At 52.5% G+C, this 20019-nt stretch carries 19 protein-coding genes; 7 read left to right on the plus strand and 12 right to left on the minus strand.

Annotated features, from left to right (window positions below):
- Positions 1–143: 143 nt before the first annotated feature.
- The 10 genes from VMF88_08110 to rpmB form a co-directional block, all read right to left on the minus strand.
- A complete protein-coding gene (locus tag VMF88_08110; GenBank protein HTY11022.1) occupies positions 144–827 on the minus strand; it encodes a ribonuclease H-like domain-containing protein in 684 nt (227 codons plus the stop codon).
- On the minus strand, positions 827–1864 hold the full coding sequence (locus VMF88_08115; GenBank protein HTY11023.1) for an AI-2E family transporter: 1038 nt from the start codon (positions 1862–1864) through the stop codon (positions 827–829). Before VMF88_08115 ends, VMF88_08110 begins: the two co-directional genes overlap by 1 nt.
- Entirely contained in the window at positions 1857–2903 is a 1047-nt protein-coding gene (locus VMF88_08120; GenBank protein ID HTY11024.1) for an AI-2E family transporter, read from the minus strand. Before VMF88_08120 ends, VMF88_08115 begins: the two co-directional genes overlap by 8 nt.
- Positions 2904–2905: 2 nt before the next feature.
- On the minus strand, positions 2906–3544 hold the full coding sequence (locus VMF88_08125) for a RecX family transcriptional regulator (protein ID HTY11025.1): 639 nt from the start codon (positions 3542–3544) through the stop codon (positions 2906–2908).
- 15 nt (positions 3545–3559) lie between these two features.
- Positions 3560–4639 carry a recombinase RecA gene (gene recA, locus VMF88_08130; GenBank protein HTY11026.1) on the minus strand — a complete coding sequence of 360 codons (1080 nt, stop codon included), beginning with the start codon at positions 4637–4639 and terminating at the stop codon, positions 3560–3562.
- A gap of 8 nt (positions 4640–4647) precedes the next feature.
- Positions 4648–5214 carry an RNA 2',3'-cyclic phosphodiesterase gene (thpR, locus tag VMF88_08135; GenBank protein ID HTY11027.1) on the minus strand — a complete coding sequence of 189 codons (567 nt, stop codon included), beginning with the start codon at positions 5212–5214 and terminating at the stop codon, positions 4648–4650.
- 6 nt (positions 5215–5220) lie between these two features.
- Positions 5221–6492 carry a competence/damage-inducible protein A gene (locus VMF88_08140; protein ID HTY11028.1) on the minus strand — a complete coding sequence of 424 codons (1272 nt, stop codon included), beginning with the start codon at positions 6490–6492 and terminating at the stop codon, positions 5221–5223.
- Between the two features lie 18 nt (positions 6493–6510).
- The gene (locus VMF88_08145) at positions 6511–7023 is read right to left on the minus strand and encodes a phosphatidylglycerophosphatase A (protein HTY11029.1); all 513 of its coding nucleotides are present in this window, start codon (positions 7021–7023) and stop codon (positions 6511–6513) included.
- Entirely contained in the window at positions 6989–7612 is a 624-nt protein-coding gene (gene pgsA, locus VMF88_08150) for a CDP-diacylglycerol--glycerol-3-phosphate 3-phosphatidyltransferase (protein ID HTY11030.1), read from the minus strand. Before pgsA ends, VMF88_08145 begins: the two co-directional genes overlap by 35 nt.
- Positions 7613–7752: 140 nt before the next feature.
- Positions 7753–7944 (minus strand): 50S ribosomal protein L28, encoded by a 192-nt coding sequence (rpmB, locus tag VMF88_08155; GenBank protein HTY11031.1) that lies wholly within the window; start codon positions 7942–7944, stop codon positions 7753–7755.
- A 223-nt stretch (positions 7945–8167) separates the two neighbouring features.
- Between rpmB and VMF88_08160 the strand changes: the two genes are divergently transcribed.
- From VMF88_08160 to VMF88_08175, 4 genes are read left to right on the plus strand one after another with little or no spacing between them, the layout of a single operon-like run.
- The gene (locus tag VMF88_08160; GenBank protein ID HTY11032.1) at positions 8168–10264 is read left to right on the plus strand and encodes a SpoIIE family protein phosphatase; all 2097 of its coding nucleotides are present in this window, start codon (positions 8168–8170) and stop codon (positions 10262–10264) included.
- A 40-nt stretch (positions 10265–10304) separates the two neighbouring features.
- Positions 10305–10670: an STAS domain-containing protein gene (locus VMF88_08165; protein HTY11033.1), complete on the plus strand. Its 366-nt coding sequence runs from the start codon at positions 10305–10307 to the stop codon at positions 10668–10670.
- Between the two features lie 37 nt (positions 10671–10707).
- The gene (locus tag VMF88_08170; GenBank protein ID HTY11034.1) at positions 10708–11145 is read left to right on the plus strand and encodes an ATP-binding protein; all 438 of its coding nucleotides are present in this window, start codon (positions 10708–10710) and stop codon (positions 11143–11145) included.
- A gap of 52 nt (positions 11146–11197) precedes the next feature.
- Positions 11198–12931, plus strand: coding sequence for a GAF domain-containing SpoIIE family protein phosphatase (locus tag VMF88_08175; protein HTY11035.1), 1734 nt, complete (start codon positions 11198–11200; stop codon positions 12929–12931).
- Positions 12932–13021: 90 nt separating this feature from the next.
- Here VMF88_08175 and VMF88_08180 read toward each other — a convergent pair whose 3' ends face one another.
- Both VMF88_08180 and proB read right to left on the minus strand, forming a co-directional pair.
- Positions 13022–14275 carry a glutamate-5-semialdehyde dehydrogenase gene (locus tag VMF88_08180; protein HTY11036.1) on the minus strand — a complete coding sequence of 418 codons (1254 nt, stop codon included), beginning with the start codon at positions 14273–14275 and terminating at the stop codon, positions 13022–13024.
- Positions 14272–15408, minus strand: coding sequence for a glutamate 5-kinase (gene proB / locus VMF88_08185; protein ID HTY11037.1), 1137 nt, complete (start codon positions 15406–15408; stop codon positions 14272–14274). The genes VMF88_08180 and proB overlap by 4 nt, the downstream gene beginning before the upstream one ends.
- Before the next feature lie 203 nt (positions 15409–15611).
- On the opposite strand from proB, the gene VMF88_08190 reads away from it, so the two are divergent.
- From VMF88_08190 to VMF88_08200, 3 genes are all read left to right on the plus strand, one after another.
- The gene (locus tag VMF88_08190) at positions 15612–16526 is read left to right on the plus strand and encodes a tyrosine-type recombinase/integrase (GenBank protein ID HTY11038.1); all 915 of its coding nucleotides are present in this window, start codon (positions 15612–15614) and stop codon (positions 16524–16526) included.
- 96 nt (positions 16527–16622) lie between these two features.
- Positions 16623–19193, plus strand: coding sequence for a leucine--tRNA ligase (gene leuS / locus VMF88_08195; protein HTY11039.1), 2571 nt, complete (start codon positions 16623–16625; stop codon positions 19191–19193).
- Between the two features lie 7 nt (positions 19194–19200).
- Entirely contained in the window at positions 19201–20019 is an 819-nt protein-coding gene (locus tag VMF88_08200; protein HTY11040.1) for a glycosyltransferase family 2 protein, read from the plus strand.

Here is a 20019-nt window from a genome sequence, read left to right on the forward strand (position 1 = left end):
CATCCTAACCGCTATGGTTGTCCACAAAAGAACAACGATTGCCGAATTTCGCGCAGTATCGTTTTCCATGCAATCGTGACCTTGCCTCTATCGATCCGGCAGAATAAATTGATCCATGAGGCCGGTCAATTGACCTACGTCGGTCAGGATCCATTTTTGCCGAGATCGAGCAACAGACTCCATCGTCTGAAAAGTTCGGCTGTTGCGCGGGCATCGCCGAGGCAATATTCCGCGATGTCGTGAAACCGCTTTTCCTCTACCAGCGTTCCCATGTCGAGCCCCGTAATCCCGTGCGCCTTCGGACTGTCGATGCCGAACGACTTGCAGTAGAAGTCGAGACTGAACCGTCGTGTTGTATTGTAGAAGGTCAACTGCTCCAAAAGGTCGCAGTGTTGGTTCGCATCATACCGGTAAGGGACAAGGTTTCGGGTCGGCTGGACGTTGAGGAGTGCGGAACGGACCATGAGAAACGGGCAGTCGAATCCGCGGCCGTTAAAGGTAATGAACTGGCGGTACGACGGAATGACCTTCCAGAATTCCCCGAGCATTTCTTTTTCCGAACCGGACTTAAATTGCACCAGACCGTCCGCCGAGGAAAATTCCTCCTTTTTGTCCGATTGAAAAAGGACCTTCCCCATGTTCGTGTCCGGATTCAGCAATGCGATTGCCACGACCCTGGCCGTGAGAGCATGGAGATTCAAATTCTGCTTTGTCTCCTCGACCTTCTCCTCGGTATCTGCAAACTTGAAGAGATATTCCCGGCTTGCCTGGTCGAACAACTCCAGCGGCAGAGCCAGAGTTTCGATGTCAAAGACGACGCGTGACATTAGCGTGTGATCCTGTAATTTTTCAGCCCCCAGTTGGTTTCGCGAGCGGTCACTTTGATGATGGTATAGATCGGGATCGCGAGCACCATGCCGACAATTCCAAGCAGCTTGCTCCCGATGAGAATGGTGAGCACGATGGTCAACGGATGCATGTCCAGAATTTTTCCGTAGACGTTCGGCTGGATGAACATCTGGTCGATTTGCTGGACGACGAACGTCGTTAAGGCGATGGGGAGGAGCATCCGGAAGTCGCCGAATTGAATGAGCGATGCGGCGATGACGGGGACGACGGCGATGACCGGCCCGGCCATCGGAATGATGTTGGAAAGCCCGCAGACGATGCCGAGCAATATCGCATACCGGAACCCGAGGACCGAATAGGCGCCGATGTAGAGGATGGCCACCGACACCAGCTCGATAAAGACTCCGCGAATATACTTGCTCAGCTGTTGCTCGAGCTTATGGATGACGTTCACCGACATCTCGAAATACTTGTTCGGAACATTTTCGACGAAGGCCTTCTGAATCCGGTGGTAATCGTTCAGCAGAAAGAACGTGATGAACGGGACGATGATGAACGAGCCGGCCATGCTGAGCACGCTCGTCGCCGTCTCTTCCGCCTTGGAAGCAAGCACGGGAAGGTTTGTCTGGATCTTTGCCGTCAACTCGCCGGACTTGATGAAGGGGAGCGTCTTGCTCACTGAAACGCTGAGCTGGCTTAAAAGCCGGGAAAGCCGGTCGCCCGATAAGAATGCCGAAATGTTGGTGATCTGCTTGACGATGACGGGATAAATCGTCATGAATCCGGCGAACGAAAGAAGTCCGATGACAATATACAGGCCCAGGATCCCCACCACCCGGGGGATCCCTTTCGACTCGAGGAAATCGACGAGGGATTTAAGGACCATCGTCAGAGCGAACGAAAGCACGAGCAATAGAAAAACCTGCTCGAAGATGGAGAGGATAAAAATGGGGGCAGCGATGGAAAACGTGACGATGAAGACTTTCCAGTATCTGCTTGAAAAGAAATTATCCATGGAGTTCGGTGATCCGGTAGTTCTTGAGCCCCCAGTTTGTCTCTCGGGCAGTGACAGTGACCACAGTATAGATCGGGATCGCGATCACCATTCCTAGAATCCCCAACAGTTCCCCGCCCAGCAAAATGACGATCATGATCGTTAACGGATGCATATTCAGCAGCTTCCCGTAGAGATTTGGCTGGATGAAAATATCGTCGACCTGGCGCACGACGAAAGTTGCGACGGCGACCGGCACGATCATCCGGAAATCTCCGTACTGAATGACGGAAACGATCATCGGAGGGATCGCTCCGACGACCGGTCCGGCCAGCGGAATGATATTCGTAACGCCGCCGGCCAGTCCGAGGACCGTTGCGTACTGAATACCGAGAGCTTGATATGCGATGATGTAAAAAATCGACACCGCCATCGAGTCGATGCACACTCCCCGGATGTATTTGCTGATCTGATTGTCGAGCGAATGGACGACGTTCAGCGCCATCTCGAAATATTTGTTGGGTACGTTCTCGATCAATGCTTTCTGCATCTTGTAGTAATCGAGGAGCAGGAAGAACGTGATGAACGGCACGATGATGAACGATGCGACGAGGCTTAATGCGCTCGTCAGAGTATCCTCGGCAGCGTTTGCAAGCTCCGGAAGGAGCGTATTGATCTTGTTGACAATGACGGCAGCTTTGAGAAACGGCAGCTTGGCAGAAATGGATGCGGCCATTTGTTTCGTCATTGCGGAGAGATGCTCGCTGCTCATGAGCGTTGACAAGCTCGACACCTGAAAAACGACGATCGGGTAGATGCTGATGAATGCGAAGAATACGGCGCCGCCGATGACGACGTACATCATGAGTATTCCAGCGGGTCGGGGAATACCGTTGTTTTCGAAATAATCGATCACCGGCCTGAGCACCATCGTCAGCACAAGGGAAATTGTCAGCAGAAGGAAGACCTGGCCGAGGAGGGAGAGCGCAAAGATCATTCCCATGAGGGCGAGTGTCACCACGAAGACCTTCCAGTGCCGGCTTTTGAAGAAATTGTGCATGATCATTTCGCGAGGATCTTCTTTGTTGCGCGTAATGCCGTGTCGAAAGCAAAACCGCGACGGAGCAGGTACTCCAGTATCTTTTTCCTGTAGCCGTCATCGTCAACCGCCCGCGACGAGCGTCCGATCCTGAAGCTCTGCTTCTCTGCCGCTTTGAGCGCCATCTCGAATTCACCTTCGGGAGTGGAGAATTCTTGAAGGACGTTTTCGACGGTTGCAGCCGGGACCCCTTTTTTGACAAGCTGCTGCCGGAGCATTTTTTCGCCCGAAGGTTTTTTTGCGAGGAGGTCGCGGCAGACCATCCGTGCAAAGGCAAGGTCGTCCAGCATTCTTAAAGACTCGAGCTTGCCGATGATCCTCTCAGCAAGCCCGGCGGAGAAATCTTTCTTTATAAGATAATCGCGGATCTCTTTCTTGCTGCGCGGGCGAATGCCGAGCAGCCGAAGGGCCCTTTGCTGCGCCGACGCTTCGTTTTCTGCCTCGGCAATTCTTTCCACGGCCTCCTCATTGAGTTCAGCCCCCTCATGGAGAGCGAATTTCAGCAGAACGTCGTCGCTGACGCCGAACGCAAAATTTCCGTCGATGAAAATTGATTTCCGCGACGCTCGCTTTTTTTGGCGCTCAATTTTCGTGATACGCATCGCGTCTGAACGATATTATTTTGCCGCTTTCTTCGGCGGCTCGGCCGGCTTTGCCGAAGACGAAGCCGGCTTTGAAGCCGCAGCCGGCTCGTTTTCAGGGATCATCCCTAATTTCTTGCGGACGGCGGTAAGGATGTCGTCGGAGATCTTCGGCGCGGACGTTAAATACGCTTTCACTGCATCGCGCCCCTGACCTATGCGTTCGTCTTTGTACGAGAACCACGAACCGCTCTTGACGATAATGTTGTGCTCGACGGCCACATCGATCAGGTCCCCTAGTTTCGAGATCCCTTCGTTGTAGAGAATATCGAATTGTGCTTCGCGGAACGGGGGAGCGACCTTGTTCTTTACCACTTTCACCTTGGTCCGGTTCCCGATCACGTTCGTGCCGTCCTTCAACGCTTCGATGCGGCGGACGTCAAGCCGGACTGAAGCGTAGAATTTCAGGGCATTGCCGCCGGTCGTTGTCTCCGGGTTGCCGAACATGACGCCGATCTTCATCCGCAACTGATTCGTAAAGATGACCGACGTTTTCGATTTGCTGATCGCCGCGGTCAGTTTTCTGAGTGCTTGCGACATCAACCGGGCTTGGACGCCCATTGACGGGTCTCCCATTTCTCCTTCGATCTCGGCGCGCGGCGTTAGTGCAGCGACCGAGTCGATGACGACCACGTCCAGGGCCCCGCTTCGCACGAGCGTCTCGACGATTTCGAGCGCCTGCTCGCCGAATTCGGGCTGTGACAGCAACAGATTATTTGTGTCGACGCCGAGGCGCTTCGCATAGGCCGTATCGAGCGCGTGCTCGGCATCGATGAACGCGGCGAGGCCTCCTTGTTTTTGCGCTTCGGCAATAATGGTCAGGCACAGCGTCGTTTTGCCGGACGATTCCGGCCCGTAAATTTCGATCACTCTTCCCCTCGGTATGCCGCCGATGCCGAGGGCGGCGTCGAGGGAGATCGAGCCGGTCGAGATACAATCGATCTTCACGATGGGTCCTTCCCCCAGTTTCATGATCGACCCCTTGCCGTGCTGCTTTTCAATTTGATCGATGGCGACTTTGAGCGCCTGGAGCTTCGACTCTTTTTCTTCGGACATAACGTCTCCTAGTGTGTCAATGGAATGCTGGACAGTTGTGAAAATGCTGAACCCGAGGGGGAGAGGTCGCTTTTCATGATGAGCAACTCGGTACAGAGGAATTGTAATGGTTCAAAGGTAGTGTTTTCAATCTTTTTAATCAAGTTCTCTGAGGTTCTTCCTTTCACCCTGCCAATGGTGATATGCGGATGGAACGACCGGTCATCTTTTGAGAACCCCGCCAAAGTACACGCACGTTCAACCGCATCGAAGCATTTGGTGATCTCCTTGTTCTCATCCCTTGCAGAGCCTATCCAAACAATTTTTGGCATGCGCGAATCGGGGAAACAACCGACCGTGTCAAGCCGAATTTCAAATTGGCGGCAAGGCTGCAGCGCCTGATGTAACAACGATTTGAGTGCGTGAAGCTGCTCAGAAGAAATGTCGCCAAGGAATTTGATCGTTACATGGAATTTCTCCTGAAGTTCCCATCGAACGGCGGGGTCTCCTGGCCTTAACGTCGATTGAATATCTGCGATGGCTGATCGAATCTCAGAAGGGGGAAAAATGCCGACGAAAGTCCGGATGCCTTTCATGGCTGATCATTTTTGAGTTTCGAGCTTCAACAGTTTTCTCCGCAACAATTCGAGGGCTGCCTGAGATGCTCGTTCTTTGAACCGAAGCCGGTTATCCCCAAAATTGAACTTCAACGCCAGTGCGCCGGCGGAATCAGCAAAGCCGATCCAGACCAGGCCGACCGGCTTCTCAGCGGTTCCCCCCGTCGGTCCCGCAATTCCGGTTGTCGAGAGCGCGATGTCAACCCCGGCGTTTTTTCTTGCCCCTTCCGCCATCGCGGTTGCTACCTCGCGGCTCACGGCGCCATAGTTCTTGATCAACTCTTCGGGGACCGAAAGGAGCTCGATCTTGGATTCGTTCGAATACGTCACAAAAGCCCTGTTGAAGTAGTTGGAACTTCCTGAGACATTGGTGATGCGATTGGCGATCATTCCGCCCGTGCACGACTCCGCGACGGCGAGTGTCCAATGGCGCTCTTGCAAAAGAGCTCCGACCACATCCTCAAGATCCATTTCATCGGAGCTGTAAATGTATTTCTGCGCCTTCGACCTGATCGCTTGTTCTGCGCGCGCTAATTTTTGTTCGGCAGCTTCCACGGAAGTTTCCCGCACGGTGATGCGAAGCTTCGTGCCGAGAGGATTGGGAAGGAATGCCAGCGTCGTAGTCCCTTCGGTCCCTATCACCGCTTCGATGCTTCCAATCTCCTCGGCAAGCATTGATTCCCCGATGCCGGTCGTCTTCAATGTACGATGCCGAACCACAGTGCCGAATCGTTCTTTTTCAAAGAAGGGGAGAAGCTCTTCGTCGACAATGCTTTTCATCTCAAAGGGAACACCGGGCATGACGACAAAATATTTTTTCCTCATGCCGTTCGGTTCTTCGAATAACATCCCCGGAGCCGTTCCGGTGCTGTTCCGAAGCACTTTGCACGTTTGTGGAACCATGACCTGTCCCTCGGCCATCTTCGTCCAGGGCCAGTTCCGCTTCGCAAAGAGGGCCTTGAGACTTTCAAATACCTCTTCGCTTCTGATCAGGTCGGTGTTGAAGAATTCGCAGACGATTTTTTTCGTGATGTCATCGTGGGTCGGACCGAGCCCGCCGGTAACGCAGACGACATCGAATACCCCCCACGCGGAACGGAATGCCTGGAGAATAGCGGCGCGGTTGTCGCCGACTGTCGTCATCCTTTCGACAAAGACTCCGACGGTGTTCAGCTTTTCGGCAAGGTAAGCCTGGTTTGTATTGATGACCTGCCCGATAAGCAGCTCATCGCCGATCGTAATAATTTCAGCCTTCATTGATAGAAACGGCGTGTGTCAAAAAATTCTGACGGCGATTTGCAGGACAATGTTGGTGTAGAGCCCCGCGACAACATCGTCCATCATGATGTTCCACCCCCCGTGCTTTCTGTCGAAAAATCTCGCCGGCCACGGTTTGAAGATGTCGAACGCCCTGAAGAGAAAAAAGGCGGCGATGACAACCGCGTATGTTTTTTCTAACAGCAGCAAACTGACCCAAATTCCCAAGACCTCATCGATCGTAACGACCGAAGGGTCGTGGCCGTATGCTTTCTCCATTGTGCCCGCTGCAAGACTCCCGAGAATGAACACGATCACGCATGCCGGTGCGAGGATGACCGTTTCCGAAACAGAGGGGATCAGGTAAATTAGAATTCCGACAAACGTGCCGACGGTTCCCGATGCGACCGGCGCGTAACCGGAAAACAATCCGGAGGCAAAAATTTTAACAAGGGGAGAAATAGCGTTCGGCGATCGCTGCGAGGCTTCGTGGGCCTCAGTTGGGTTGTCCTGTTTCGGCGGCTCGGTCATTCGATACGAACAATTCTTTAATAGTGTTCCAGCTTTGGAAAAGGTATAAGATTCCCGACAAGGCAGTGAGGATCGTCACGAGCAGCATGAGCCCGACCATGATCTCCTTTGTCGCAACGATCTCGAGCCAGCGGCCAAATCGCGCATAGAGCGCCGGGGAATTTCTGACGACGTAAATGATGAGGAAGAGATAAATGACGACAAGTTGAAAGAACGTTTTCGTCCTCGCGAATTTCATCGTTTCGACGGGCCTGCCTTTGTATTCAGAATATGAACGAAGAAGGGTAATGAGGATATCCCGGGCGACAATGATCCAGACCATCCATGCACTTGCATAACCGATCACCATGAAGGAGAGGAACGCCGCAGACGTGAGGACTTTATCAGCAAGAGGGTCGAGAAATTTTCCCCAGTGAGTAATGTATCCCCATTTTCGGGCAACCCATCCGTCGTACCAATCGGTCAAGGCCGCAAGACAGTAGACCACAAGTGCGATCTGTTTGTTCGTCGGCGAGTCGGAAAAGAGGAGAAGCGCAAACGCGGGTGTCAGAATGATGCGCAACAATGTCAGTTGATTCGGTGGGGACATCTTTTCTCCTCGATTCTGCCTAATCTACATATTTGGCGGGAGAAATGAAAGCTATGAGCGCGCTGAATCGATTAAATCGCATTAATAAATGAAAAGGCCGTCGTTACGACGGCCTTTTCCATCCGAAAATGTATGCTGCTTTAGATCGCTTTCTGGATCTTTCCCGCTTTCAGGCAGGAGGCGCACACGCGCACGCGTTTGACAGAACCGTTCACGATAGTCCGGACCTCCTGCAAATTGGGGAGCCACCGGCGAGGCGACCTGTTGTTCGCGTGGCTTACATTGTTTCCGGCGATCGGTTTTTTGCCGCAGATTTCACATACTTTTGCCATTTTACCCGAAGATTCCTTTCTTTCACTTGCTTACTTTCTGTCATAAGGTAAGAAAATTTCTCTGCCGATGCAATATTTTTTTCGGATTTGTTGACGGCAGCGATACTTTCTCTGCGCCTTGTTATTCAGGCTCCTTTTTGATATTTTGTGTTGGTGACTGCAACTTTCCCTCATTTTCAACGAAGTACTGTAAATACCACACGCTTTTCATCAGTCGCTTTTCATGAGAATTAGAAAGGTCATCGCGCTCCTCGGTTCCATCCTCCTTTTCACGTCGGTATTTATTATCGACGCGAGCATGAAGAGCCTCGACACGGAATTGGGCAGTTTTTCCATCATCCGCGGTGTGATGGTGATTCTCGCGTTTGTTTTGGGGACGTTCTATGTTGAAACGCTGGGGAAAGAAAATCAGATCACGATGATCCAGCGCATCGGACGGATCGCCGTCTGGGCGGGTGTCTTCGTCGCCTTATCGATCCTGGCCAGCTTCTTGCGCTTCAATCAATTCGAGACTCGCGCGTTCAAGCTCTTTCCCCGTGATTACATCACCATTCTTTTCGCCAGCGTCCTGAGCATCGCCGCGGGCATCGTTTCCGCCATGACGATGCTTGCCATGAAGGACATGCTCCTCTACAAAAGGAAAAAAGGAACACAGCGAAATTTCTGGATATTGCTTGTCTTTTTCTTCCTTGCCTCGGCTACGACCATCACCCTCAGGCCTCTTGAGTTCTCAGTCTACACGTTCGGGTTTTTTGTCCTTTCCGTTGTCATGATCATCATAAACTCCTTCCGACTGTCCTGGATCGCATACATGTCGCGAAGGGAGAAAATCTACGGAATGGTCTACGCCCTGCTCGCTTTTTTTGCATTCATGGCGATCAATATCATGATCTCGATTCCCGACAGGCCGTTCCTTGCGAAAGCACTTCTTTATTTTAGTTATCCGCTGCACACGTTCGTGCAGTTGACGTCGCTGTTCGGGGCTGTCTATTTCGGTATGGCGTTTATCAGCACTCTTTTCCATCTGCCGACCGCCGAGGCATTCGATCGAAAACAGACCGAACTGAATTCTCTCCATAATCTCAGCCGGTTGATCACCCAGGTGTTCGACCTCAACGAACTGGCCGACACCGTCACGAAAATGACGTTTGAAGTGTGCGAGGCCTCGAGCTCCTGGCTGGAAATTTTCCCGAATGAGGCTGAGCCCAAGGCACCGCACATGGCGAACGGAATTATTTCGGCAAGGAATATTACGACGGATGAGATCCAGACAATTCTATTCGGCGATACCGCATCGATCCGTTCGATCGTCTTCTCGTCCAAAAAGGTCCTTCTCATCGACGACGTGAGCAACGACCGGCGCACGAAGTACATGTCGAGATTGAAAAAGGTCGGCTCGCTGCTGGTGGTCCCGCTCGTCTCTCATCAAAACCTCATCGGCATCCTTTATGCGACCAAACAGATGGATTTTGGTTTCGATCAGGACGACATCGAGGTCCTTTCAGGCTTTGCGGATCAGGTCACGATCGCGATAGAAAACGCGACGTTGATCCGGCGGTCTCTCGAAAAAGAACGCCTCCAGCGTGAACTCCTCCTTGCTCAGGAAATGCAAAAGCGGCTGCTGCCGCAGACCCTTCCGACTTTTCCGAACGTGGAAATGCAGGCTGTCTCCGCCCCGGCTCTCGAAGTCGGCGGCGACTATTATGATATCGCAATACTCGACGACCACCGCGTCGGCATCGTCATTGGTGATGTCTCCGGCAAAGGGGTCGGCGCGGCGTTTTACATGGCAGAGGTCAAAGGGATCTTCCAATCGCTCAGCAAGATCTATTCGTCCCCGAGGATGTTCCTTTCCAAGGCAAACCAGTCCCTCATTTCCAGCATTGACAAACGCTCTTTTATTAGTTTAATTTATGCAATCCTTGATGTGGTGACGGGCGAGCTGGTCATTTCGCGGGCCGGGCATTGTCCGATGCTGTACGCGACGGCCACTTCCATCGAATATATTACTCCGACCGGCATGGGCTTGGGGCTGAGCGTAGGAAGCGTCTTCGAGGACTCGCTGGAAGAACGAAGGATCAAGCTGAGCCCCGGCGACGTCTGCGTTTTCTACACGGACGGTGTCACCGAGTCCCGCTCGGCCGCCGGAGAAGAATTTGGCTATGAACGGTTGAAGAATGTTCTCCAGGAAAACCGTTCCCGCTCCGCTGAGGAGATCAAAGAAGAAATTATTCAGCGCGTCTGGAGTTACACCGATGCGCAGGGTTACGACGATGACCTGACGGTGTTCGTTGTGAAATGGAACGGACCGCTGAAGTGAGTGTTAGGATTTTCAAACTATTATTGCGAGGAGTTGCACGATGAATGAATTCAAGATTTCATTTCGGGACAGCGGCAAGGTCCATGTGATGGACTTGAAAGGGTATCTGGACGCACACACCGCTCCCAACCTTGAAGAAGCATTCCAGAAACTTATCAAAGACGGAAAGTTCAATATTCTGGTCAACTGTAAGGACCTCGCCTACATTTCGAGCGCAGGCCTCGGGGTCTTTATGGCGTTCATTGAGGATGTGAGAAGCGGCGGGGGAGATATCAAGATGTCCAACATGACGGCGAAGGTCTACAATATTTTTGACCTCCTCGGGTTTCCTATGCTGTATGAAATATTCACCGACGAGCATGAGGCGGTGAAAAAGTTCGATGCAAAAAAGCAATCGAGCAAATAGGAAGCATGGACATCACGGGAAAAAGGAGATTGCAACGTTGACCAGCGGCAGTAATCAAAAAGTAACTCGACTGAACCTGCGCATTCCGAGCCAGACGGAGAAGCTCATTATGGCCCGTGAATTCGTCGCCGATGCGGCAAAGGGTTTCGGATTCACGGAAGACGAGATCAACAACATCGCTCTTGCAGTGGACGAAGCATGCACAAACATCATCAAGCATGCCTACAGCTATGCGGCGGACAAGGAGATCGACATCGTCGTGTCGATGAAAAAACCGGAGTTTGAGATCCTCATCGAGGATCAGGGGAAACATTTTAACCCGAGCCAGGTCCCCCTTCCGAACATGAAAGAGTACATGTCCCACTACAAGCGGGGAGGTCTCGGAATGTATCTGATGAAAAAATTGATGGACAAGGTGGAGTACTCGATCCACCCGAAAAAGAATGTCGTGAGACTTATCAAATACCTCCATTGAAAATCTCCGGCCTCGCCGCTGCACTCATCGAGGCCTTCGAACCGCGAATGTCATGAGCCGTCCTCCATTGAAGCCTTCCTCGCACTCCAAAATCACCGACCGCCTTGCCGATATCACGCCGCTCTTCGAATTCAGCAACGTCGTCAATTCGTCGCTCGACCTGAAATTCATCCTCGGCACGGTCCTCCTGACGCTGATGGGGAAACTGCTCCTCTCAAAAAGCGTTGTGCTCATCAGGACGAAGGAGAAGCATTTCCGCATCGAAAACTCCAAAGGGATCCCGCTCGGCCTCGCTTCGGAGGATTTCCATTTTCCCCGACTTCTGCGCAGGAGCTATCTCCTGACCAGATCGGCCGGGACCGATGAGGTCCGGCTCCTGAACAGCGGCATCGAGAGGATGTTTCCGATCGTATCGCACGGGACCGTCCTCGGCTTTTTCGGCATCGGCAAGCGTGCCGGCAACGGGAGGCTGACGGCGGCGGAAAAGAGCTTTGTCGAAGCCATCATCAGCATCTCTGCGGCGGCCATTGAAAAGAGCATTGCATTCGACGAAATAAAAAGTGTGAATCGGCGACTGGACGGGAAGGTCCAGGAACTGCGGACACTGTTCGAGTTGAGCAAGGAATTCAATGCTATCTTTGACAGGGACAAACTCCTCAAACTTCTGGCGTTCACATTGATGGGACAAGTGGGGGCAGGAAGATATGCCGTTTGCCTGCGGAACGGGGAAACTGTCGCATCTCGGGTTGAAACCAGCCGTTTGGCGGAATTCAAGGAAGTGATGTTTGAACACGTTTCGTCGCCTGTCCTGGTGAACGACCTTCAACGGAAAAAGGACCTTCTTTCTCTTCGGGCCGCCTGCCAGGGGCAGGGTATTGTTGCGCTCGTGCCGCTTGAAGTTCAAAATGAAGTGAAGGGGATGATGTGCCTTGGCGAACGGCTTCGCGGCGGGGCATATTCCGAATCCGACCTGGAGTTTATTTACAGCCTTGGCAACCTCGCCATCATTTCTCTTGAGAACACCCGCCTTTTTTACGAAGCCGTCGAGAAACAAAAGCTCGAGAACGAGCTGAACATCGCGCGCGAGATCCAGAAGGGACTGCTTCCAAGGACGTTGCCGAAGATCCCCGGATTGGAGCTTGCCGCCTTGAACATTTCTTCAGAACAGGTCGGAGGGGATTACTACGATATTGTCCCGCTCGACAACGGGAACTGTGTGATCGCCATCGGGGATGTTTCGGGGAAAGGGACGCCGGCGTCGCTCTTGATGGCCAACGTGCAGGCGATCATCCGCACGCTCGTTCAATTCGATCTCCCTCTCTCCGAAATGACTTCGCGCGTGAACACCTTGATCTGTGAAAATACCGGCAGCGATAAATTCATAACTTTCTTCTGGGGCATTTTTGATCCCAAGACCAGGACTTTTCGGTATGTGAATGCGGGACATAATCACCCGTTTATCGTTCGGGCGAATAGGACGATCGAGAGGCTGACGGAAGGAGGTATCATCCTCGGCGTTATGAAGGAAACAGTTCCGTACAAGGAAGGGAGTGTCGTGTTATCGAAGGGGGATGCCGTCGTAATGTTTACGGATGGAATCAGTGAGGCGATGAACGTGGAAGGGGTTGACTACACAGAAGAAAAGGTCGAAGAGTTCCTCAAAAATATGCGCTCGCTGTCTGCCCAAGAAGTATTGGGGGAAATTCAAAATGAGATCGCGCGGTACACTTCGGGGGCGCCTCAATCGGACGATATAACGCTGGTGGTAATGAAATGGGTCGGGTAATGAACGATCAACAATGACCAATGAACAGCGGTCAATCGACGTTGAACGATAGCACGTTGAGAAAAGAATTATTGAGGGGGATCGTTGGAATTATTTCCTGACCTGGCCGGTGCCGTGAACGATATACTTGACGCTGGTTAGTTCTTTGAGCCCCATCGGGCCGCGGGCGTGGAGCTTTTGCGTGCTGATGCCGATTTCCGCGCCGAGGCCGAATTCATACCCGTCGGTAAACCGGGTCGAAGCGTTCACATACACCGACGCAGAATCGACTTCCTGCAAAAATCTCTCCCCGTGTTTCTTGTTCTTCGTCACGATCGCATCAGAATGGTGCGACCCGTACCGGTTGATGTGAACAATGGCTTCCTGGATGTCCTTCACCACCCTGATCGCAATGATCAGATCGAGATATTCTTTGAACCAGTCTGCCTCCGAAGCAGGCACAATATTCTCGATCATCGCGGATGTTTTTTTATCCCCCCGTATCTCCACTCCTGCACTGCGCAATCTTCGGACAACCCGCGGGAGAAATTCCGGCGCGATTGCTTCATGCACCAGGAGCTTTTCTGCCGCATTGCACACCGACGGCCGCTGGACTTTCGCGTTGAAGACAATTTCTTCCGCGACCGCCAGATCCGCCCTGCCGTCCACATATACATGACAGTTCCCCTCTCCATGGGCGATCACCGGCACCGTAGAATGTGCCCGGATGTAGTTGATCATCTTCTGGCTTCCGCGCGGAATGAGAACGTCAAGATGCTCTTCCTGCTTCACCATTTCTAAAACAGCGCTTCTCTCCGTCGTGCCGATGAATTCAACGCAACCCTTTGGAAGACCTGCTTTTTTCAGAGCCGATTTGATAACGTTAACAAGCGTCCTGTTTGTGTTGATGGCTTCAGAGCCGCCGCGAAGAAGGACAGCGTTGCCCGATTTCAAGCAGAGCGCGGAAGCGTCGATGGTGACGTTTGGGCGGGATTCATAAATGATGCCGACGGCTCCAAGGGGAACTCTTATTTTTTCGATGACAAGCCCGTTCGGCCTTTTGACCTTTTCCATTATTTCGCCGACCGGGTCCGGCAATTCAACAATGTCGCCGACCCCTGCGATCATCTGGTCGATCCGCTTCCCGCTCAGCGCCAGGCGTTCAATGAGGACACTTGAAAGTCCGGCGGATCTTGCCCTAGTGAGATCTTTGTTGTTTGCCTCGAGTATCGCCGGAACTTGTCTGCGTAGTTCTGCCGCTATTGCTTTCAGCAGGACGTTCTTTTTCTTCGATGAGCAATTGTATAAAACCGCGCTCGCTTCCTTTACCGACCTGGCTTTTTTTTGTACGTCGCCGGAGTTCATTCAGCTCCAATGAGGACGAGATTGTCACGATGGATCACTTCATCGCCGTTCTTGCGGTTCAAGATCTTTTGGATCTCGGTCGTCCGTTTCCCCTTGATCTTATTCAAGTCCGACGAGGCATAGGCAGCTACGCCGCGCGCGATCTCCTTTCCTTCTGTATCGACGACCGATATCGTGTCCGCAGTTTTGAATTCTCCCCGCACTTCCAAAACTCCGGAGGGAAGAAGACTTTTTTGTCTCGTAAGCAGCGCGTTCTTCGCACCGCCGTCGATGACAACGCTTCCTTTTGAATCGGAAACAAATCCGATCCACTTTTTCTTGACGCTCAATGTGTTTTTCGCCGGCAAAAACAACGTTCCGGGATAATTCCCCCGGGCGATCTCATCGAGAACCGCCGGGTTTGTCCCGTTGGCGATGATGACGGCGATCCCAGCGGACACGCATTGTTTCGCAGCCCGGATCTTGGTGATCATTCCGCCCGTGCTTAATTCGCTTCTGTTCTTTTTTGCGAGCTTTTCAAGCTGCGGAGAAAATTTGTCGACCACGGGAATGAGCTTGGCGTCAGGATTTTTCGAAGGGTCATCTGAAAAAAGGCCGTCGACATCGCTGAGAATGATCAGGAGGTCCGCTTCGACAAGATTCGCGACGAGAGCCGAGAGGTTGTCGTTGTCTCCGAGCTTGATCTCCTCGACGGCGACGGTGTCATTTTCGTTGACCACCGGAACGATGCCTTTTGCAAACAAAGCGGCGAACGTGTTCTGAACGTTATTGTAGCGGAATCTGTTGACGAAATCGTCCTTCGTCAACAGAAGCTGGGCAATCGCGCAGTTGTTTTCCCTGAAAGCTTTCTCGTACGCTTCCATCAGAATCGGCTGGCCGATCGCGGCAGCGGCTTGTTTTTCGGGGATGGCCTTCGGACGGTCTCGTAACCCGAGCAGCAGCATTCCCGCTCCGATAGCGCCGGAGGTTACGACCACCACCTGTTTGCCGGCTGCTTGGTAGCTTGAAACGCTTTTTGCGATCGCGGTGATCCTGTCGCGGTTGATTCCCTTCACCCGGTGCGCTAAAAGATTTGTCCCGACCTTAATGACGACTCTGTTGGCCGAGGAAAATATTTTTTTTACATGGTACATGGCAATAAATGATACTAAATAAATATGCGATTTCAAAAAAGGAGCGGATATTTTTGCACTTCTTTCCGGGGGAAAGATCGCAGCGGACAAGAGCATTCTCATTCCCCCGCGCTTCATTGCTTCTCACTCCTATTTTCGTTAATTTCTGTTATTGTGAAGAGAGGAAGAAGGATTCATCCCACTAAAAAGTCTGCCGCTCCTGCATGAGGCCGTCGCATTTTTCTTCTGTCCGGATATCTCACCAGCGTTTACTCGGTTACTACGAGGGATTCCTGAAAGAATTGCGAAAAAGCAAGCCGGAAACGCGCGGCACGTACGAACGATCGCTGCATGAGTTCTTGCGTTGGTATCCCTCGGATCAGAAGTTTCAGTTCCGGGTCGAGGATGTTGAACGCTACAAGATGCACCTGACCAAGAAACTCAAGTTATCGCCTGTTTCGGTTTCGACGTATTTGACGGCTCTCAGGCGTCTTTTTGACTATCTTGTCGGAATGAAAGTTCTTGAGAGGAATCCGGCAAAGGAGGTCAAAGGAAATAAAAGACCGCAGCAGCATTCGCGCGAAACCATTTCAATGCAGGATGTCCAGGCCATTTTCCAATCGATCGAACGCGTTGACGAACGAGGATTCAGGGACTTTGCCGTCATCAAAGCGATGGTCGGCTGCGGTTTGTCGGAGATTGAATTGATCCGCGCGAACATCGGCGACTTAAAAACAGTCAGCTCGACGATGGTTTTTTACGTACAGGGGAAAGGGAAAACCACAAAAGAAACATCGGTGATCCTTCCGAACGATGTAAAGGAGGCCTTTCAGGGATACCTGGCATTCAGGAAAGATGCCGACGACAACGAACCCCTTTTCATGAGCGCCGGCAACCGCACTCGCGGAAAACGGATGACCACTCGCGGGATCAGGCAACGCGTCAATTCATACCTGGTAAAGTCGGGCGTGAAGAGCGGGAAGAGCCGTCGCATCACCGCCTTCTCGCTTCGTCATACCGCGGCAACCATCATGGCCCAGAATGGAGCGACGGTTGAAGAATTGCAGTCAAAATTCCGGATCGGCACTGCAGGGACGGCGATGATCTACATTAAGAAGACCGTGGACAGCGGGGAGTAGGAACAAGACAGAAGACAGAAGACAACAACTAAACGGCTTATACTTTAAGCTTAATTTTGATTTTCGCGGATCGAGTCAGGGATAAATTCGAAAAAAATGAAATACAATTTTTTGGAAATAGAAACTAAATGGCAGAAGTATTGGGAAGAGCGTGAAACATTCCGAACGGAAAGTTCTTCGAGCAGGCCCAAGGCGTATATTCTCGATATGTATCCGTATCCATCGGGGGCGGGCCTTCATGTCGGACATCCGGAGGGGTACACGGCAACGGATATTTTGTGCCGGTATAAAAGGATGAAAGGGTTCAACGTTCTGCATCCGATGGGTTGGGATGCCTTCGGACTTCCCGCCGAACGTTATGCGATGCAGACAAATATCCACCCGCGCATTACGACCGAGCAGAACATCTCGACCTTCCGCCGTCAGATCAAAATGCTGGGGATGAGTTACGACTGGTCGCGCGAGATCGATACGACCGCCCCCTCGTACTACAAGTGGACGCAATGGATCTTTCTTCAGATATACAATTCGTGGTACGACGTGCGGGCGAACAAAGCTCGCCCGATTCAGACGCTTGAGGACGAACTGAAGCGTCAAGGGACCAAAGATCTTCGCGCGGGAGATTCCTTTACTGCTGATGAGTGGGACAAGAAAACCAAAAAAGAAAAGCATGATTTCGTCGCTCAATTCCGCCTCGCGTACATCGCCGAAATTCCGGTGAATTGGTGCGAAGGCCTTGGCACCGTGCTTGCCAACGAGGAAGTTGCGGAGTGGACCGACAAGGGGTACACGGTCGAGCGGCGGCCGATGCGCCAATGGATGATGAAGATCACTGCCTACGCTGAACGTCTTCTGGAAGACGGGAGGGAACTGGATTGGCCCCCCTCGACGATGGAACAGCAAAAGAATTGGATCGGCCGTTCGGATGGGGCGGAGATTGCCTTTCCGGTGAAAGGGAAATCCGACGTTGTCCGTATTTTCACGACCCGGCCGGATACCATTTTTGGCGCAACATATATGGTGCTCGCGCCCGAGCATCAGCTGGTGGATGCGCTCACGATAGAAGCGCAGCGCAACGCTGTTCAATCATACCGGGAACGTACAGCATTAAAAAGCGATCTTGAACGGGGCGCGGACACGGAGAAGACCGGCGTGTTCACAGGAAGCTACGTTATCAATCCGGCGACCAAAAAAGAAATTCCGGTTTGGATCGCGGACTACGTGCTGACAGGATACGGAACGGGAGCGATCATGGCCGTTCCGGGACAGGACGAACGCGATTGGGAATTTGCCGAGAAGTTCGACCTTCCGATCATTCGGACTGTGCAGCCATCGGAGGGATTTCAGGGAAAAGCGTATACTGGAGACGGCCCGGCGATCAACAGCGGGTTTCTCGACGGGCTTTACGTGGAAGCAGCCAAGGAAAAAATTATCCAATGGCTCGAGTCCCAAAAGATCGGAGAACGCAGGGTCAACTATAAATTGCGCGACTGGCTGTTCGCACGTCAGCGGTATTGGGGGGAACCGATCCCGATCATCCACCTCGAAGACGGGACGATGAAACCTCTTCGCGAGGAAGAGCTTCCGCTTCTTCTGCCGGACTTAAAAAAATTCCAACCGAGCGGGACGACCGAATCGCCGCTGGTGCTGGCTCCCGAATGGGTCAACGTTGTTGACCAAGAGACCGGCTTGAGAGGGCGTAGGGAAACGAACACCATGCCGCAGTGGGCGGGCTCCTGCTGGTATTATCTCCGGTTCATCGACCCAAAGAACGATAAGCAGTTCTGCTCCCCGGCACTCGAGCGCCACTGGATGCCGATAGACCTGTATGTCGGCGGTTCCGAACATACGGTTCTTCACCTGATGTATGCGCGGTTCTGGCACAAAGTGCTGTTCGACCTGGGTTTCGTCAGTACGAAAGAGCCGTTCATGAAGCTCAGGCATCAGGGGATCATTCTTGGCGAGGATTCGCGAAAGATGTCGAAGTCGCGCGGGAATGTTGTCAATCCGGACGAGGTCGTGAAAGAGTACGGCGCCGATTCGATGCGGTTGTTTGAGATGTTCATGGGGCCGCTCGAGGAGATGAAACCGTGGAGCACGCGCGGCGTAGAAGGGGTGTATCGATTTCTCAACCGTGTTTGGCGGCTGTACACCGACGAAGAGGGGAACCTTGATCCGGCGGTGAAGAACGTTGAAATATCTGCCGACGTGGAGCGCCTTTTTCACGCGACGGTAAAAAAAGTCGGCGAAGATATCGAGGAGCTTCATTTCAACACGGCGATTTCCCAAATGATGATCCTTGTGAATGAGTTGACAAAGACCGAACTGCGGCCGCTGCAGGTCCTCGAGCCGCTGGTTCTTCTTCTTGCCCCGTTTGCTCCTCATCTCGCTGAAGAGCTGTGGCAGAAGCTCGGCCATGCGTCGTCGCTGGCACATGAACCATGGCCCGCGTTCGATGAATCGAAGATACAGCAGCAGACGGTCGAAGTGGTATTCCAGGTGAACGGAAAAATTCGGGCCAAAAGCAGCGTTCCCGTGGACAGCGATGAATCATTGTTGAAACGGCTGGCCTATGCCGAGCAGAATGTGAAACAGCATCTCGACGGCAAGCAAATCGTGAAGGAAATTGTCGTCAAGAACAAACTTGTGAATTTCGTCGCCCGCTAACCGTCCTATGCAGAGAATTTCCGTCGTCGTCGTTACCTTCAACGAAGAGCGAAATATTGAACGCTGCCTCGCGAGCGTTCAATGGGCAGACGAGATCATCGTCGTCGATGCCTTCAGCACGGACAGGACATTGGAGATCTGCCGCCGCCTGAAAGCGACCGTCGTACAGAGGGAGTGGCAGGGATATGCTCCGCAAAAGCAATTCGCAATTTCATCGGCGTCGCACGAATGGGTGCTGCTGGTCGATGCCGATGAAGAGGTCCCGGAAGAATTGCGCCGGGAGATTGAGGAGACCCTTCACTCTCAGCAACGGCACACCGGTTTCAGGATCGCCCGCAAAAGTTTTTTTTTGGGACAATGGATGCGATATGGAGGATGGTTCCCGGGGTATCAGCTTCGATTGTTCTTAGGGTCAAAAGCATCGATTCCGCAACGGGCAGTGCATGAGGGGGTCGAGGTAGCGGGGCCGGTTGGCACCTTGCGCGCGCCTCTGAATCATTTTACCTATTACTCGCTCGCGCAATATCTATCGAAGCTCAACGACTATACTTCTCTCGACGTGACAAACAGATTGAATGAAAAAGGGGACCGTTCGGTCCATTGGTTCAATTTTATTCTCAATCCGTTCTCCGTGTTCGTGCGGATGTTCATCGTCCTGGGGGGATTCCGCGACGGCTTCCGCGGGTTTCTGCTCGCTGTGTATTCATCGTTCTATAAACTCGTTTTGCTCGGTAAAGTGTGGGAATTTCAGGCCGCACGGGCGAGGGGAGCGGAGCTCCCGCCCGTCTCCAGCGAGAGCCTGAACTCCATCAAACGACTTTCCTGA

This window comes from Bacteroidota bacterium (genome assembly GCA_035506275.1).
Classification (GTDB): domain Bacteria; phylum Bacteroidota; class Ignavibacteria; order UBA10030; family UBA8401; genus JAGVPT01.

Coding starts and splice junctions, on each gene's coding strand:
- VMF88_08125 (HTY11025.1), bottom strand. CDS start 3,544: ATGCGTATCACGAAAATTGAGCGCCAAAAAAAGCGAGCGTCGCGGAAA.
- VMF88_08140 (HTY11028.1), bottom strand. CDS start 6,492: ATGAAGGCTGAAATTATTACGATCGGCGATGAGCTGCTTATCGGGCAG.
- leuS (HTY11039.1), top strand. CDS start 16,623: ATGAAATACAATTTTTTGGAAATAGAAACTAAATGGCAGAAGTATTGG.
- VMF88_08190 (HTY11038.1), top strand. CDS start 15,612: ATGAGGCCGTCGCATTTTTCTTCTGTCCGGATATCTCACCAGCGTTTA.
- proB (HTY11037.1), bottom strand. CDS start 15,408: ATGTACCATGTAAAAAAAATATTTTCCTCGGCCAACAGAGTCGTCATT.
- VMF88_08115 (HTY11023.1), bottom strand. CDS start 1,864: ATGGATAATTTCTTTTCAAGCAGATACTGGAAAGTCTTCATCGTCACG.
- recA (HTY11026.1), bottom strand. CDS start 4,639: ATGTCCGAAGAAAAAGAGTCGAAGCTCCAGGCGCTCAAAGTCGCCATC.
- thpR (HTY11027.1), bottom strand. CDS start 5,214: ATGAAAGGCATCCGGACTTTCGTCGGCATTTTTCCCCCTTCTGAGATT.
- VMF88_08180 (HTY11036.1), bottom strand. CDS start 14,275: ATGAACTCCGGCGACGTACAAAAAAAAGCCAGGTCGGTAAAGGAAGCG.
- VMF88_08160 (HTY11032.1), top strand. CDS start 8,168: ATGAGAATTAGAAAGGTCATCGCGCTCCTCGGTTCCATCCTCCTTTTC.
- VMF88_08145 (HTY11029.1), bottom strand. CDS start 7,023: ATGACCGAGCCGCCGAAACAGGACAACCCAACTGAGGCCCACGAAGCC.
- VMF88_08200 (HTY11040.1), top strand. CDS start 19,201: ATGCAGAGAATTTCCGTCGTCGTCGTTACCTTCAACGAAGAGCGAAAT.
- VMF88_08175 (HTY11035.1), top strand. CDS start 11,198: ATGAGCCGTCCTCCATTGAAGCCTTCCTCGCACTCCAAAATCACCGAC.
- pgsA (HTY11030.1), bottom strand. CDS start 7,612: ATGTCCCCACCGAATCAACTGACATTGTTGCGCATCATTCTGACACCC.
- VMF88_08120 (HTY11024.1), bottom strand. CDS start 2,903: ATGCACAATTTCTTCAAAAGCCGGCACTGGAAGGTCTTCGTGGTGACA.
- VMF88_08165 (HTY11033.1), top strand. CDS start 10,305: ATGAATGAATTCAAGATTTCATTTCGGGACAGCGGCAAGGTCCATGTG.
- VMF88_08110 (HTY11022.1), bottom strand. CDS start 827: ATGTCACGCGTCGTCTTTGACATCGAAACTCTGGCTCTGCCGCTGGAG.
- rpmB (HTY11031.1), bottom strand. CDS start 7,944: ATGGCAAAAGTATGTGAAATCTGCGGCAAAAAACCGATCGCCGGAAAC.